The organism is Pseudomonas sp. Leaf127, assembly GCF_001423155.1.
Lineage (GTDB): Bacteria > Pseudomonadota > Gammaproteobacteria > Pseudomonadales > Pseudomonadaceae > Aquipseudomonas > Aquipseudomonas ovata.
The window spans coordinates 135,426-150,442 of record NZ_LMOA01000025.1 but is presented as its reverse complement, the minus strand read 5'-3'; the positions used below and the strand labels follow the sequence as shown (position 1 = coordinate 150,442).

The window sequence follows — 15,017 nt, the reverse complement described above, 5'->3', positions numbered from 1 at the left end:
ATGCTGAAATCCACACTCACTTTTTCCATTAAAAATAAACCTACACTGCAACTAAAATTTTTTAATATGTTCGCCCATGATGCCGACAGCAAAAAGCTTCATCAACTGACAAATCAAGAGCGCAATCGAGTCATTGATTACTGCGCTTATCGGCTGGGCATTGAAACAGCGCTAAACACTCAGCTTGAGCTAGAAGCTTGCGAAAAAAGATAACGTCCAAAAAACTGGATCTCACCGTGAAAAAAATCATTACACTGATGGCGGCTATCTTTATAATCATATCCTTTGTTGGTTACTATGAGCACTTCGGAGAAAACAGCGTACACCCCGTGATTTTTATCAAAAAAAAACCAACCTTACAAATTATATTCCACCGCGTATTCCACCCCAATTTTGAAACCGGTCTGCACGAGCTGACCGACACACAAAGGCAGCAAATGATCGATTACTGCATCTATCGACTGGGCCTAGAAACCCAGCTAAAGACAGAGAAAGAATTTCGCGCCTGCAAAGAGCAGTAGCACTTACCCACCTTTCAAAAAGCAGTCCTTTTAGCCTGCAAGCAGGACACCTCTATAAACCATGAAAAAAATACTGTCCATCATCGCACTCATTACAGCCGCCCACCTTTACATCGGTTATTACGTATCATTGGACATTGAAGACCCGCGATACATGGTGTTTATAAAAAAACACCCCACCCTGAAGCTCAGATTTGAAAACATCTATACCAGCGACAGGGACAGTAGGTCTCTGGACGAGCTCAGTGAGGTTGAATTGAAGACCGTCCAGGACTACTGCAAATACCGGCTGGGCATTGTCACCCGCCTGGAGTCCCAGGCAGAACTGGAGGCGTGCAAGGAACGCTGATTTTGCCGTCAAGGCACTGCGTGTGGTCGCAAATACAGCGCCGTCGCGCAGCAAACACTGTGCCTTGGTAGGAGCGCGCTCTGCCGGAGTGCCGGACCACCGCGACCGGCTGCGTAGCAGTCGTAAAATTGCAGCGTTTCACAGATTTCTGCGAGCGCTTCGCACTCGGTCGCGGGCTTCGATCCGTTTCACCCCGCCATCGCCGCAAAGCCTGCGCGGATTTTCTCTTCCGGCAGTTCATCGGCAATGAACACGATCACGCTTTCACGCGGTTCGTCTTCGGCCCATTCGGTGTCCCAGTCGAAGCCGTACAATTTGAGCACGCCCTGGAATACCAGGCGGCGTGGCTCGCCCTTGATGTTGAGCACGCCCTTGTAGCGCAGCAGTTGTTTGCCGTGGTCTTCGAGCAGTTCATTCATGAACGTACTCAGATTGTCGATATCCAGCGGCTGGTCGGTGCGCAGCACCAGGCTGGTAATGCGGTCGCCACTGTTGCCCACCGGTGCCAGCGGGCGCAGGGTCATGCCGCCGCCCAGGTCGGCATTGAGGTTGAAGCCGCGCACGTCGAGCAGTTCGGCCAGGTCGATGCGGCCGTGGTCGACGATGCGGATCGGTGCACGGCGGTTGATGCGGGTCAGGCGCGCACTGAGGGCCTCGAAGGCGGCGGCGTCGACCAGGTCGCGCTTGCTCACCAGCAGGCGGTCGGCAAAGCCGATCTGCGCCTGGGCGATGGTCTGCGTCAGGTGCACCTCGGCATGGGCCGCATCGACCAGGGTAATGATGCCGTCGAGGATATAGCGCTCGCGCAGGTCTTCGTCGATGAAGAAGGTCTGTGCCACCGGCGCAGGATCCGCCAGGCCCGTGCACTCGATCACCAGCCGGTCAAAGGCGATTTCGCCGCTGTCACGGCGTTCGAGCAGCAGGTACAGCGCCTTGGTCAGGTCGGTGTGGATGGTGCAGCACACGCAACCGTTGGACAGGGTCATGACCTGCACCGGCTCGTCGCCGAGCAACTGGCTGTCGATGCCGGCGTCGCTGAATTCGTTTTCGATCACCGCGATCTTCAGGCCATGCTCGGCCTTGAGCAGGTGACGCAGCAAGGTGGTCTTGCCGGCGCCCAGAAAACCGGTCAGTACGGTGACGGGAATGGGTTGCAACTCGCTCATTGGGGCTCCTTGGCAGGATGCTTGTGGCAAAAATCAAAACGCGCCGCAGGCAGGGCCTGTGGCGCGTCGGTCAAACAGTCACGCAGATCAGCGGTTCAGCAACACTTCGGCCCACCCTTGCCGCCGTAACGGGCTTCCTGGCGTTCCCGAAAGAACTCCTCGTAGCTCATCATCGGCTTGTCCGGGTGCTTGCCCTGCATGTGCTCGACATAGTTGTCGTAGTCAGGCATGCCCACCATCAGGCGGGCCGCCTGGCCCAGGTATTTGCCGAGACGGCCAAGGTCATTGAACACGGGCTGATCCTCTGTGAATGGTCATCAGACTTGCGAACCTTCGGGCATGGCCTGGTAAGGCGCTTCCTTGTCGGTACGTTCGGTCTTGCTCCAGGCGGCACGCCCGACTTTCACGGCGTAGAACAGGATGCTGAAGACCACGAACAGGAACAGGATCGTCAGGCCGGCGTTGGTGTAGGCGTTGAAGATCACGTGCTGCATCTGGTCGACGTTCTTGGCCGGGGCCAGGATCTGACCGGCATCGGCCGCCGTGCTGTACTTCTTGGCCAGGGCCAGGAAACCGACAGCCGGGTTAGGGTCGAACAGCTTGATGAAGCCTGCGGTCACGGTGCAGATCAGCAGCCAGGTGGCCGGCAGCATGGTCACCCACACATAGCGCTGGCGCTTCATCTTGATCAGCACGACGGTGGCGAGCATCAGGGCGATACCGGCCAGCATCTGGTTGGAGATGCCGAACAGCGGCCAGAGGGTATTGATGCCACCCAATGGGTCGATCACGCCCTGGTACAGCAGGTAACCCCAGAGCGCCACGCAGCCACCGGTGCCGATGATGTTGGCGGTCCACGACTCGGTGCGCTTGAGGGCCGGCACGAAACTGCCCAGCAGGTCCTGGAGCATGAAGCGACCGGCACGGGTGCCGGCATCGACCGCGGTCAGGATGAACAGCGCCTCGAACAGGATCGCGAAGTGGTACCAGAAGGCCATGGTGTTTTCACCCGGCAAGGCCTGGTGCAGGATCTGCGCGATACCGACCGCCAGCGTCGGTGCACCGCCGGCACGGGCCAGGATGGTGTTTTCGCCAATGTCCTTGGCCACGGCGGTCAGTTGCTCCGGCGTGATCAGAAAGCCCCATTCGCTGACCTTGGCGGCCACCGAGACCACGTCGCTGCCGACCACGGCAGCCGGACTGTTCATGGCGAAGTACACGCCCGGCTCGATCACCGAGGCGGCGACCATGGCCATGATGGCCACGAACGACTCCATCAGCATGCCGCCGTAACCGATGTAGCGGGCGTTGACTTCGTTGTCCAGCAGCTTGGGCGTGGTACCCGAGGAGATCAGGGCATGGAAGCCCGAGACCGCGCCGCAGGCAATGGTGATGAACAGGAACGGGAACAGCGCGCCTTTCCAGACGGGACCTGTGCCGTCGGTGAACTGGGTCAGGGCCGGCATTTTCAGCTCTGGCGCCAGGATCAGGATACCGATGGCCAGGGCCAGGATGGTGCCGATCTTGAGGAAGGTCGACAGGTAGTCACGCGGTGCCAGCAGCAGCCAGACCGGCAGCATGGCGGCAACAAAACCGTAGCCCACCAGCATCCAGGTGATCTGCACGCCGGTGAAGGTGAAGCGCGGGCCCCAGACCGGATCGGCCGCCACCAGGCCACCAAGCCAGATCGAGCCGAGCAACAGCACCACGCCGATGATCGAGATTTCGCCGATGCGCCCCGGACGGATGTAGCGCATGTAGATGCCCATGAACATCGCCGTCGGAATGGTCGCCATGACGGTGAACATGCCCCACGGACTCTCGGCCAGAGCCTTGACCACGATCAGCGCCAGCACCGCCAGGATGATGATCATGATCAGGAAGCAGCCGAACAGGGCAATGGTGCCGGGAATACGGCCCATTTCCTCACGGACCATGTCGCCCAGCGACCGGCCGTTACGACGTGTGGAGAGGAACAGGATCATGAAGTCCTGCACCGCGCCGGCCAGCACCACGCCGGCGATCAGCCAGAGCGTGCCGGGCAGGTAGCCCATTTGCGCGGCGAGCACAGGGCCGACCAGGGGGCCGGCACCGGCGATGGCGGCAAAGTGGTGACCGAACAGGATGTGCTTGTTGGTCGGGACATAGTCCAGGCCATCGTTGTTGACCACCGCCGGCGTTGCGCGGCGCGGGTCCAGTTGCATGACGTTGTTGGCAATGAACAGGCTGTAGTAACGAAAAGCCACCAGATAGATGGCGACGGCTGCCACCACGATCCACAAGGCGTTGATTGCTTCGCCGCGACGCAGCGCGACGACCCCCAGGGCACAAGCCCCAATGATGGCCAACAGTACCCAGGGCACATGGCGCATCAGACTGTTATTATTTTTCATTTTCTTATTCCAGCAGAAATGACTAGAAGTTCTGGATCATGCAGTTGTGTGGTCGCTTGTGGCGACGCGGCAGCATAACCCGACGATGCGAGTGTAGTCTTGTCAGAGCGAAAGGCCACCCCCCTACGATGGTCTGGGTGAAAATTAATCGGGTCGCGCTACAACCCTTGTCCCAGAGCCTGCGCAAGCAGGCTGCCAGGCAAGACAGAAACTACTCGAACAACGCATCCAGCGCCTGCTCCAGGCGCGTCACGGCAATCACTTGCAACCCTTCATAGGCGTCCTTGGGCGCGTTGCCCTTGGGCACGATGGCGCGCTTGAAGCCGTGCTTGGCGGCTTCCTTGAGACGTTCCTGGCCACTGGGCACCGGACGCACCTCGCCCGACAGCCCGACCTCGCCGAACACCAGCAGGTCATGGGGCAAGGGCCGGTTACGCAGGCTGGACATCACGGCGGCCATCAAGGCCAGGTCGGAGGCGGTTTCGAGTACCTTGACCCCGCCCACCACGTTGAGGAACACGTCCTGGTCGTGGGTCGGGATGCCGCCGTGGCGATGCAGCACCGCCAGCAGCATGGCCAGCCGGTTCTGGTCCAGGCCCAGGGTGACCCGGCGCGGATTGGACATGTGGCTGTCATCGACCAGGGCCTGCACCTCGACCAGCATCGGCCGGGTGCCTTCCCAGGTGGCCATGACCACGCTGCCCGACACCTCTTCCTGGGCCCGGCTCAGGAAGATCGCCGAGGGGTTGGACACTTCCTTGAGGCCACGGTCGGTCATGCCGAACACGCCCAGCTCATTCACTGCGCCAAAGCGATTCTTCACCGCGCGCAGCAGGCGCAGGCGGCCGTCGGCCTCGCCTTCGAAATACAGCACGGTGTCGACCATGTGCTCCAGCACACGCGGGCCGGCCAGGGCGCCCTCCTTGGTCACGTGTCCGACCAGAAAGATCGCCGTGCCGCTCTGCTTGGCATAGCGCACCAGCAACGCCGCACTTTCGCGCACCTGGGCCACGCCGCCCGGTGCCGACTGCAGTTGCTCGGTAAAGATGGTCTGGATCGAGTCGATGACCATGACCTTGGGCTGCTCGCTGCGCGCCGTGGCGATGATCGACTCGATGCAGGTCTCGGTCATGACCCGCAGCTTGTCCTGCGGCAGGCCCAGGCGCCTTGCGCGCATGGCCACTTGTTGCTGGGACTCTTCACCGGTGACGTACAGCGCCGGCATGCTCTCGGCCAGGTGGCACAGGGTCTGCAGCAGGATGGTGGATTTGCCGATGCCGGGGTCGCCGCCGATCAGGATCACCGACCCGTCCACCATGCCGCCGCCCAGCACACGGTCCAGTTCGGTGGATCGGGTCGAAAAGCGCGGGATTTCCTCGACGCTGACCTCGGCCAGGGTCTTGATCTGCGCCTGCGCCCCGGTCCAGCCGGCCCGCCCGCTGGGGGGCGCGGCGGCGCCGCTTTCAAGCATGGTTTCGACCAGGGTGTTCCAGGCGCCGCATTCGCCGCACTGCCCGGCCCATTTGGGAAAGGTTGCACCGCATTCGGTGCAACCGTACAAGCGCTTGGCCTTGGCCATGAATAAATCCGCCCGCAAAAGCCGCCATGATAACGCAGGTGGCCGGCCCCTTACGTCCCCCGACCCTTGGCGTTATTGCACAATCGAATAAAACTTACCGTTTCACGTCCGGTCGATTGAACCGGTACCAAACAGCGGCATCCTGCACGCCGCTCGATTACACTGCAGCGGATCCACTCATCTGTAACAAGGAATGACCATGAGCATTATCAACGAATTCAAGGCATTCGCCGTCAAGGGCAATGTGGTCGACATGGCCGTGGGTATCATCATCGGCGCCGCCTTCGGCAAGATCGTTTCGTCGTTCGTGGGCGATGTGATCATGCCGCCTCTGGGCCTGTTGATCGGCGGTGTTGATTTCAGCGACCTGGCCATTACCCTGCGTCCCGCCGAAGGCGCAGCCCCTGCGGTGGTCATGGCCTATGGCAAGTTCATCCAGACGGTAGTCGACTTTATCATCGTGGCGTTTGCCATCTTCATGGGCGTCAAGGCCATCAACCGCCTCAAGCGCGAAGAAGCCAAGGCCCCGAGCCTGCCGGCGGCGCCTTCCAAGCAGGAAGTGCTGCTGGGTGAAATCCGTGACCTGCTCAAGGAACAGCACACACCGGCCGAGCCGGTCGTGATCGACCCGAAAAAGCCGTTGCTGTAATCGCCGGCACCGGCCGGGCCGTTACCAGTAGGTCTCGACCGCCACCTGCCCCGGCCGGCGGCTCAGGCTCAGTTGCAGGTTGCGCTGCTTGAGCAACTGACGCGTCTCGTCGACCATTTCCGGGTTGCCACACAGCATGACCCGTGAATGTTCAGGACTCAGCTCCAGGCTGGCCGCCGCCTCCAGGTCACCGTCCTCGATCAGTCGCGTGATGCGGCTGTTCAGAGCGCCGGGATAAGCTTCGCGGGTGACCACCGGCAGGTACAGGAACTTGTGCGCGTATTCGGCCAGGTAGTCGCGCTGCGTGAGCGCTTCGATCAGCGGCTGGTACGCCAGCTCCGCCGCTTCGCGCACGCTGTACACCAGGATGATGCGCTCGAATTTTTCCCACACCTCGAAATCCTGTAGCAGCGACAGGAACGGCGCAACGCCAGTACCGGTCGCCAGCAACCACAGGTCGCGGCCATCGACGAAGCGGTCCAGGGTCAGGTAGCCAAACGCCTGTTTCTCGACCAGCAGTTCATCGCCTTCACGCAGGCGGCTCAACTCGCTGGTGAACTCGCCGTCCGGCACCACGATGGAAAAGAATTCGAGAAACTCGTCATAAGGCGAAGACACCATCGAGTAGGCACGCCACACGGTGCTGCCGTCGGCCTTGGTCACGCCCAGGCGGGCGAACTGTCCGGCGCGGAAACGAAAGCCGGCATCGCGGGTGGCACGCAGGGTGAACAGATTGGGGGTCAAGGGGGTCACGCGCTGCAGCGTTTGCCGGGTGAACTTGTCGTCGCTGACGGTCATGGTGTGCTTGCAACTCCTGAACATGAATGGCAGGCCTGCAGTGTCCCGCAAAAGGCCATCGAGAAACACCGTCTGTTTGTATTGACATCCCGTTGCCGCGTCATCGATGGGTCTTATTTAGACTATTTGGTTCTTTTCTACCTGTTTCAAAGAAGCCCCGAGACAGGGTCAAAAAGCGTTACCCCATGACAAACAATGGTTTCAGGGCGATGACACTTCTTTGAATCCAAAAATGCCATCACCCCACCCGTCTGGATAGTTTTTGCCGGCAAAAGATCCGCTGCGCTTTTTCCTAAACTGACAGAACCCTCATCGAAGGGTCTCGCCAGACCGGCATGGAGGCGATCATGGAATCAGCCAGACTCGTGTCACCCCAACCGTCACAAAGCAGCGCCTTGACGAAAAGAGAAATCGAAATACTCAAGTGGTCCGCCAAAGGCAAGACAGCCAGCGACATCGCAATCATCTTGCGCCTCAAGGAGCGAACCATTCATTTTCATATTGCCAGCGCCATCCAGAAGCTGGGGGTTTGCAACAAGACCGCAGCGGCCGTGCAAGCCGCCTTGAGCGGCGTATTCGGACCCCTTTGATACATGGACCACAATGGCAGGTCCCAAAGGGCAAAAAGCACGTAGAATCACGCACCTTATGCCCGCCCGGTACGTGCCGGACGTGCGTGATGCCCGTCGTTTGCCCAGAGTTTCCTGCCATGCCCCTGCTTTCCAGCGCCTTTGCCCAACTCGACCTGATTCGTCAGCCGGAACAACCGAACGAACCCTTGCAGGCGTTCGATGCCGCTGACGAGTACCTGCTCAATCACGTTGCCGAACAGGGCTTGAACCTGCGCACCCGCGTACTGGTGCTCAACGACAGTTTCGGCGGCCTGGCCGCGAGCCTGGCGGCGCACGCGACGGTGTCCAGCAGCGGTGATTCCTTTCTGGCCAGCAGCGCCCTTGAAATCAACCTGGCCCGCAATGGCATGGCCACCGATGCCGTGACGGTGATGCCTGCCAGTGAGCCGTTGAGCGGGCCGTTCGACTGGGTGCTGATCCGCATCCCCAAGACCCTGGCGCTGCTGGAAGAGCAATTGATCCGTCTGCAAGGCCAACTGGCGCCAGGCGCCCAAGTGGTGGCGGCGGCGATGATCAAGCACCTGCCGCGCTCGGCCGGTGAGCTGCTGGAAGAATACGTAGGCCCGGTGCAGGCGTCTCTGGCGGTGAAAAAAGCCCGCCTGCTGTTTGCCACACCGGTGCCCAAGGAAGTGCAGCCCTCGCCGTTCCCGACCCGCTATCGCCTTGAGCAACCGGCGCTGGAGCTGGTCAACCACGCCAATGTGTTCTGCCGCGACGGGCTGGACATCGGCACCCGGGCCTTTCTGCCCTGGCTACCCAAGGGCCTGGGCAAGGCGCGTGTCGCGGATCTGGGCTGCGGTAACGGCGTGCTGGCCATTGCCAGCGCCCTGGACAACCCCGAGGCCGAGTACACGCTGGTCGACGAGTCGTACATGGCCGTGCAGTCGGCGGCGCAGAACTGGCACGCCGCACTGGGCGAGCGCCCGGTGACGATCCGGGCAGCCGACGGGCTGGCCACTCAGCCTGACGATTCGCTGGATGTGGTGCTGTGTAACCCGCCGTTTCACCAGCAGCAGGTGGTCGGTGATTTTCTGGCCTGGCGCATGTTCCTCCAGGCCCGGGCCGCGCTGGTGCAAGGCGGCGCGCTATACATCGTCGGCAATCGCCACCTGGGCTACCACGCCAAGCTGGCACGGCTGTTCCGCGACGTCGAGCAGGTGGCCGCCACGCCCAAGTTCGTGATTCTCAAGGCGCGCAAGTAACCAGAAAAAACCCTCCTTCACAGCCCGTTCAGGAGGGTACAAAAAGCCGTGTCCACGAAACACGGGATGGGATATTGGCGCGAGCCTCAATGAGTGGTCAGGCCCGCCGCACTCATGAACATACGCATCAGGCTGGCGACGATGAACAGGGCCAGCACGCTGCCGGCCCAGATGCCGCCCAGCCAGGCCAGGCGCTGCCACAACGGCTTGTTCATCGCCGGGTCGTCGTCATGCCGGGGATTGTTGCTACTCATCACGCGTTCCTCCAGTCATCAAGCACTCAGTGATAGCCGTCTTCGGTGGTGACCTTGCCGCGGAATACGTAGTAGCTCCAGAAGGTGTACCCCAGGATGAACGGGATGATGAACAGCGTGCCCACCAGCATGAAACCCTGGCTCTGCGGCGGCGAAGCGGCCTCCCAGATACTGATCGACGGCGGCACGATATTCGGCCACAGACTGATGCCCAGCCCGCTGTAGCCCAGGAAGATCAGCAGCAGGGTCAGCAAAAACGGCGTGTAGTGCGCGTTGCGGGCCACGGCCTTGAACAGCCCGTACAGGGTCACCAGCACCAGGATCGGCACCGGCATGAACCACAACAGGTTGGGCATGCTGAACCAGCGCTCGGCAATGGCCGGGTGCGACAGGGGCGTCCACAGGCTGACGATGCCCATCACCACCAGTACCGCGATGGCCAGGGGGCGCGCCAGGTCATGCATGGCCTTCTGCAGCGAGCCTTCGGTCTTCATGATCAGCCAGGTGCAGCCCAGCAGCGCATACGCCACGATCAGGGCCAGGCCGCAGAACAGTGGAAACGGTGACAGCCAGTCCAGCGAGCCGCCGGCGTACTGGCGGTCGACCACCGGCATGCCTTCGATAAAGGCCCCCAGCGCCACGCCCTGGAAAAAGGTCGCCGTCAGCGAGCCACCAATGAACGCCTTGTCCCACCAGTGCTGGCTGGCCTCGGACGACTTGAAGCGGAACTCGAACGCCACACCGCGAAAGATCAGCCCCACCAGCATGAAAATCAGCGGCAGGTACAGTGCCGACAACACCACCGAGTAGGCCAGCGGAAAGGCACCGAACAAGCCGGCCCCGCCCAGCACCAGCCAGGTCTCGTTGCCGTCCCAGACCGGCGCGACGGTGTTCATCATCACGTCGCGGTCGTGGCTCTGCTTCATGAACGGAAACAGGATGCCGATGCCCAGGTCGAAGCCGTCCATGACCACGTACATCATGATCCCGAAGATGATGATCACGGCCCATATCAGCGAAAGATCAATGCCCATGGCTCAGTTCCCCTTGCCCAGTCGATCGAGATTGTCGCCGTCCTGCGTGCCTTCGACGGCGGCGGAAAGAGGACGGGCCGGCGTGCGGGTCTGGCCCGGGCCGCCACGCGGCGTATGTTCGACATGCGGCTGCGGCCCCTTGCGCACCAGGCGCATCATGTAGACGAAGCCGGCACCGAACAGCACGAAGTACACCACCACGAACATCACCAGGGTAATGCTCATCTGCACCACGCTGTGGTTGGACACACCGTCGGCGGTGCGCATCAGGCCGTAGACCACCCACGGCTGTCGCCCGATCTCGGTGGTGAACCAGCCGGCCAGGATCGCGATCAGGCCCGAGGGTCCCATCAACAGCACCAGGCGCAGGAACGGCCGCGACTGGTAGATACGGTCACGCTTGCGCAGCCACAGGCTCCAGAGCCCGGTCAGGATCATCAGCATGCCAAGGCCGACCATGATGCGGAACGACCAGAACACCACGGTCGAGTTGGGCCGGTCCTCAGGCTTGAACTCCTTGAGCGCCGGCACCTGCTTGTCCAGGCTGTGGGTCAGGATCAGGCTGCCCATGTAGGGAATCTCGACGGCGTACAGGGTTTTCTCCTGCTTCATGTCCGGCCAGCCGAACAGGATCAGCGGGGTCGGTTCGTCGCCGACGTTCTCCCAGTGCCCCTCGATCGCGGCGATCTTGGCCGGCTGGTGCTTGAGGGTGTTCAGGCCGTGGAAGTCGCCGACCACCGCCTGGATCGGCGCCACCAGCAGGGCCATCCACATGGCCATCGACAGCATCTTGCGCACCGCCGGCGTGTTGCGACCGCGCAGCAGATGCCAGGCCGCCGATGAGCCGACAAAGAACGCCGTGGCCACGAAGGCGGCAATCGCCATGTGGGTCAGGCGGTACGGGAACGAAGGGTTGAAGACCACGGCGAACCAGTCGGTGGGAATGACCCGGCCGTCGATGATCTCGAAGCCTTGCGGGGTCTGCATCCAGCTGTTGGACGACAGGATCCAGAATGTGGAGATCAGCGTGCCGACCGCCACCATGATCGTGGCGAAAAAGTGCAGGCCGCGGCCCACGCGGTTCCAGCCGAACAGCATCACCCCCAGGAAACCGGCCTCGAGGAAAAACGCGGTGAGCACTTCATAGGTCAGCAAGGGACCGGTGACGGCGCCGGCAAAGTCGGAGAACCGGCTCCAGTTGGTGCCGAACTGGTAGGCCATCACCAGGCCCGAGACCACGCCCATGCCAAAGTTGACAGCAAAAATCTTCAGCCAGTAGTGATACAGGTCGCGGTACACATCGTTGCGGGTTTTCAGCCACAAGCCTTCGAGCACAGCCAGGTAGCTGGCCAGACCGATGGTGATGGCCGGGAACAGGATGTGGAACGAAATCGTGAACGCGAACTGGATGCGGGCGAGATCGAGCGACTCCAAACCGAACATAAGGCGATTCCTCAGATGCTGCGGCTGCAGGCTTGCGCCGGCAGCGGTGGCCCACGGTCAGGGCGGTTACAGAGTGCCTGGGGGCTTCTGACGAGTCCTCGGCACACCATTGCGATGCAATGGGCATCAGCTGTATGACGGCTGACGCATAGTTGCGTTCGATCGTTTTGATCCAGGTCAACCGACGCTGAAAGATTAGCTGCATTTGCCTGCCACGCCTGCGTGGTACGTTGTCGCGTGACCAGATGCCTCACCCTGCTGCATAGTGAATGTCGATCGTCAGGGAAGGCGCCCGGCAGCGCCAACGGCCCTTCCCCGGATAGTGGCCTTGTGCTATTGAATACCCCTGACGTGATCAGCCGTCACGGTGCCGCCACCTCATCAAGAGTCACAGGACGTGCATGCCCCTAACCCATAGCCTTTCCGACCTCTTCGTGCAGTTCATCGAGCAGGCCAGCAACAGCGTGGTGGTCAGCGACGCCAGCAATAGTGTCGTGCTGTTCAATCGCGCCGCCGAACAGCTCTGGGGCCTGAATCGCCGGGACGTGATCGGCCAGGACGCCAGGCGCCTGATGCCATTGCCGGCCCAGGCCTATTACCAGCAACTGCAAGACCGTGACGGCGAGTTGCCGGACATTCGTATCCAGCACCGTGACGGCAGCCAGCACTGGTGCACCGCCTCGATTGCACGGGTGGTCAGTGGCGACCAGGTGTTCTATTCCACCAGCCTCAAGATCGTCACCCGCCAGCATGAAGAAAGCGAACGCCTGCGCCTGTTGTCGCTGGTCACAGACCACACCGACAATGCCATCGTCATCATTAACGAGCAGTGGCGTATCGTTTACGTCAATGCCGGCTTCCAGCGCATGTTCGGCTACCGCCTCGACCAGGTCTGCGGTCAATACCCCACGGCCCTGCTGGCCCCGCACATGGCAGAACTGGCGGTGCTGGAAAGCCGCCAGATGCTGACGCGCGGCGAGTCGATCAAGACCGAATCGCTGGCGTATATCCAGAACGGCGAGCGCCTGTGGTGCAGCGTGGTGGTCAACCCGGTGCTCGACGCCCAAGGCCAGTTGATCAATGCGGTGGGCATCCTGACCGATATCACCAGCACCAAGATGCACGAGGTGCTGCAACACAGCATGCTCAACGCCATGGTCCGGGAAGACCCGCTCGAAGACCTGATGCTGCTGGCCTGCCGGGAGATCGAACGCATCGCTCCGGAAGTGACCACCTCAATGCTGCTGGTGGATGAACACAACGTGCTGCATCCGCTGGCCACCGCCAGCCTGCCTGCCAGCTATTGCCAGCTCATGGAGGGCATGAAGATCGGTGAAGGCGTTGGCACCTGCGGCACGGCCGCCTTTCGTCGCCAGCCGGTGATTTCCCGTGACATTGCCAACGACCCGCTGTGGGATGCCTACCGCGACCTTGGGCTGCCGCCGGAGCTCAAGAGTTGCTGGTCGACCCCGATCATGGGGGCCGACCAGCGCGTCATCGCCACGCTGGCCTTTTACTTCAAGGATGTGCGCGGACCCTCGACGTTTCACCAGCGCCTGGTGGACGTCATCGTGCCGCTCTGCGCGCTGGCGATCGAGCGCGAAAAAAGCCGGGCGCACATCAGCCAGCTGGCGTTCTACGACAGCCTGACCGAACTGCCCAATCGCAGCCTGTTGCTGGCCAACGCCGAACAGGCCATTCATGCGGCGCTGCGCAACAAGACTCACCTGGCGGTGCTGTTTATCGACGTCGACCGCTTCAAGCAGGTCAATGACGCGTTCGGCCACCCGGCCGGCGACGACCTGCTGCAAGTGATCGCCCGCCGCCTGCTCGATAACCGCAACCCCAAAGACATTGTCGGGCGCCTGTCGGGTGACGAGTTCGTGGTGGTGCTGCCCGAGTGCGACACCGCCCACGTCACCGAACTGGTCGAGCACATGAAGCTGACCATTGGCCAGCCGTGCCAGATCGGCGGCAGCCGGGTGTGCCCGTCGGTGAGCATCGGGGTCAGCATGTTTCCCGAAGACGGCCACGACATGGGCACCCTGATCCACCGCGCCGACATGGCCATGTACCAGGCCAAGCATGCCGGGCGCGGACGCTTCAGCTTCTTCTGCCATGAGCTGAACCAGCGCGCCCAGGAACGCCAGGCCATGGAAACCGCCTTGCAGCAGGCCCTGCAGGACAATGCCCTGGAGCTGCATTACCAGCCACAGATCAACATGGCCGATGGCAGCGTTTATGGGGTCGAGGCCCTGGCGCGCTGGAACCATCCGCATTGGGGGCAAGTGTCGCCGGTGCGTTTCATTCCGCTGGCCGAAGAGTGCGGGCTGATTGTCGAACTGGGCGTGTGGGGCCTGCGCGAGGCCTGTCGACAACTGGCCCAGTGGCGGCGCAACGGCGCGCAGCTGCCGTCGGTTTCAGTCAACCTGTCACCGACCAACTTCCACGACCTGGAACTGCCCGGCATGCTCATGGCCCTGCTGGACGAGCATCAATTGAGCCCCGGCGACCTGACTCTGGAGCTGACCGAAAGCATCCTCATGGACACCAACCCCAGCACCCTCAAGGTGCTCAACGACGTGCATGCCTTGGGCATCCGCCTGGCAATGGATGACTTCGGCACCGGCTATTCGAGCCTGAGCTACCTGCGCCGCCTGCCGATCCAGGAACTCAAGCTCGACCGCAGCTTCGTCATGGACCTGGAGAACGACGCCACCAGCCGCACCCTGAGCGATGCGGTGATCCACATTGGCAACAGCCTGAACCTGACCGTGGTCGCCGAAGGCATCGAGACCGAAGGCCAGTACGAGATCCTCAAGCAACAGGGCTATCACGTGGCCCAGGGGTATCTGTTCGCCAGGCCGATGAACGCCACGGATCTCGAACACTGGTTGCTGCCCCGGTAGGAGCGCGCTTGCCCGCGACCGAGTGCGTAGCGCTCGCAGAAATCTCGGAAACGCTGAAATTTTATGACTGCTGCGCAGCCGGTCGCAG

14 protein-coding genes are annotated in these 15,017 nt (G+C 61.6%); 6 read left to right on the top strand and 8 right to left on the bottom strand.

All coding sequences use genetic code 11. The annotated features are described in order from the left end of the window. Positions 1-236: 236 nt before the first annotated feature. Positions 237-521, top strand: a complete 285-nt coding sequence (locus tag ASF84_RS26795; RefSeq protein WP_082481875.1) for a hypothetical protein — start codon at positions 237-239, stop codon at positions 519-521. 61 nt (positions 522-582) lie between these two features. Continuing rightward, positions 583-870, top strand: a complete 288-nt coding sequence (locus tag ASF84_RS26790) for a hypothetical protein (protein ID WP_056841927.1) — start codon at positions 583-585, stop codon at positions 868-870. A gap of 188 nt (positions 871-1,058) precedes the next feature. On the opposite strand, the gene yjiA is transcribed toward ASF84_RS26790, so the two are convergent. The 4 genes from yjiA to radA all read right to left on the bottom strand — a co-directional run bounded on the left by yjiA (position 1,059) and on the right by radA (position 6,008). Continuing rightward, entirely contained in the window at positions 1,059-2,036 is a 978-nt protein-coding gene (gene yjiA, locus ASF84_RS26785) for a GTPase (protein ID WP_056841926.1), read from the bottom strand. A gap of 95 nt (positions 2,037-2,131) precedes the next feature. After that, complete coding sequence (locus tag ASF84_RS26780) at positions 2,132-2,329, bottom strand: YbdD/YjiX family protein (RefSeq protein WP_056841925.1); 198 nt, start codon at positions 2,327-2,329, stop codon at positions 2,132-2,134. Positions 2,330-2,353: 24 nt separating this feature from the next. Beyond that, entirely contained in the window at positions 2,354-4,429 is a 2,076-nt protein-coding gene (locus ASF84_RS26775; RefSeq protein WP_056841924.1) for a carbon starvation CstA family protein, read from the bottom strand. Between the two features lie 211 nt (positions 4,430-4,640). Further along, on the bottom strand, positions 4,641-6,008 hold the full coding sequence (gene radA / locus ASF84_RS26770) for a DNA repair protein RadA (RefSeq protein ID WP_056841923.1): 1,368 nt from the start codon (positions 6,006-6,008) through the stop codon (positions 4,641-4,643). A gap of 199 nt (positions 6,009-6,207) precedes the next feature. Here radA and mscL point away from each other — a divergent pair, with 199 nt between their 5' ends. After that, positions 6,208-6,657 carry a large-conductance mechanosensitive channel protein MscL gene (gene mscL / locus ASF84_RS26765; RefSeq protein WP_056841922.1) on the top strand — a complete coding sequence of 150 codons (450 nt, stop codon included), beginning with the start codon at positions 6,208-6,210 and terminating at the stop codon, positions 6,655-6,657. A gap of 21 nt (positions 6,658-6,678) precedes the next feature. On the opposite strand, the gene ASF84_RS26760 is transcribed toward mscL, so the two are convergent. Continuing rightward, the gene (locus ASF84_RS26760) at positions 6,679-7,455 is read right to left on the bottom strand and encodes a ferredoxin--NADP reductase (RefSeq protein ID WP_056841921.1); all 777 of its coding nucleotides are present in this window, start codon (positions 7,453-7,455) and stop codon (positions 6,679-6,681) included. A gap of 347 nt (positions 7,456-7,802) precedes the next feature. On the opposite strand from ASF84_RS26760, the gene ASF84_RS28845 reads away from it, so the two are divergent. Both ASF84_RS28845 and ASF84_RS26750 read left to right on the top strand, forming a co-directional pair. Further along, positions 7,803-8,045 carry a helix-turn-helix domain-containing protein gene (locus ASF84_RS28845; RefSeq protein WP_082481873.1) on the top strand — a complete coding sequence of 81 codons (243 nt, stop codon included), beginning with the start codon at positions 7,803-7,805 and terminating at the stop codon, positions 8,043-8,045. 119 nt (positions 8,046-8,164) lie between these two features. Beyond that, a complete protein-coding gene (locus tag ASF84_RS26750) occupies positions 8,165-9,289 on the top strand; it encodes a methyltransferase (RefSeq protein WP_056841920.1) in 1,125 nt (374 codons plus the stop codon). 86 nt (positions 9,290-9,375) lie between these two features. Here ASF84_RS26750 and ASF84_RS28840 read toward each other — a convergent pair whose 3' ends face one another. From ASF84_RS28840 to ASF84_RS26740, 3 genes are read right to left on the bottom strand one after another with little or no spacing between them, the layout of a single operon-like run. Beyond that, positions 9,376-9,543 carry a DUF2474 domain-containing protein gene (locus ASF84_RS28840; RefSeq protein ID WP_082481871.1) on the bottom strand — a complete coding sequence of 56 codons (168 nt, stop codon included), beginning with the start codon at positions 9,541-9,543 and terminating at the stop codon, positions 9,376-9,378. 26 nt (positions 9,544-9,569) lie between these two features. After that, the gene (gene cydB, locus ASF84_RS26745) at positions 9,570-10,577 is read right to left on the bottom strand and encodes a cytochrome d ubiquinol oxidase subunit II (protein ID WP_056841919.1); all 1,008 of its coding nucleotides are present in this window, start codon (positions 10,575-10,577) and stop codon (positions 9,570-9,572) included. Positions 10,578-10,580: 3 nt separating this feature from the next. Next, positions 10,581-12,020, bottom strand: coding sequence for a cytochrome ubiquinol oxidase subunit I (locus tag ASF84_RS26740; RefSeq protein WP_056841918.1), 1,440 nt, complete (start codon positions 12,018-12,020; stop codon positions 10,581-10,583). 401 nt (positions 12,021-12,421) lie between these two features. On the opposite strand from ASF84_RS26740, the gene ASF84_RS26735 reads away from it, so the two are divergent. Continuing rightward, complete coding sequence (locus tag ASF84_RS26735; RefSeq protein ID WP_056841917.1) at positions 12,422-14,929, top strand: EAL domain-containing protein; 2,508 nt, start codon at positions 12,422-12,424, stop codon at positions 14,927-14,929. Positions 14,930-15,017: the final 88 nt, after the last annotated feature.

What these genes read in the sequence shown, in the direction of transcription:
- ASF84_RS26790 (WP_056841927.1), top strand. Translation starts at nt 583, where the DNA reads ATGAAAAAAATACTGTCCATCATCGCACTCATTACAGCCGCCCACCTT.
- yjiA (WP_056841926.1), bottom strand. Translation starts at nt 2,036, where the DNA reads ATGAGCGAGTTGCAACCCATTCCCGTCACCGTACTGACCGGTTTTCTG.
- ASF84_RS26775 (WP_056841924.1), bottom strand. Translation starts at nt 4,429, where the DNA reads ATGAAAAATAATAACAGTCTGATGCGCCATGTGCCCTGGGTACTGTTG.
- radA (WP_056841923.1), bottom strand. Translation starts at nt 6,008, where the DNA reads ATGGCCAAGGCCAAGCGCTTGTACGGTTGCACCGAATGCGGTGCAACC.
- mscL (WP_056841922.1), top strand. Translation starts at nt 6,208, where the DNA reads ATGAGCATTATCAACGAATTCAAGGCATTCGCCGTCAAGGGCAATGTG.
- ASF84_RS26760 (WP_056841921.1), bottom strand. Translation starts at nt 7,455, where the DNA reads ATGACCGTCAGCGACGACAAGTTCACCCGGCAAACGCTGCAGCGCGTG.
- ASF84_RS28845 (WP_082481873.1), top strand. Translation starts at nt 7,803, where the DNA reads ATGGAATCAGCCAGACTCGTGTCACCCCAACCGTCACAAAGCAGCGCC.
- ASF84_RS26750 (WP_056841920.1), top strand. Translation starts at nt 8,165, where the DNA reads ATGCCCCTGCTTTCCAGCGCCTTTGCCCAACTCGACCTGATTCGTCAG.
- ASF84_RS28840 (WP_082481871.1), bottom strand. Translation starts at nt 9,543, where the DNA reads ATGAGTAGCAACAATCCCCGGCATGACGACGACCCGGCGATGAACAAG.
- cydB (WP_056841919.1), bottom strand. Translation starts at nt 10,577, where the DNA reads ATGGGCATTGATCTTTCGCTGATATGGGCCGTGATCATCATCTTCGGG.
- ASF84_RS26740 (WP_056841918.1), bottom strand. Translation starts at nt 12,020, where the DNA reads ATGTTCGGTTTGGAGTCGCTCGATCTCGCCCGCATCCAGTTCGCGTTC.
- ASF84_RS26735 (WP_056841917.1), top strand. Translation starts at nt 12,422, where the DNA reads ATGCCCCTAACCCATAGCCTTTCCGACCTCTTCGTGCAGTTCATCGAG.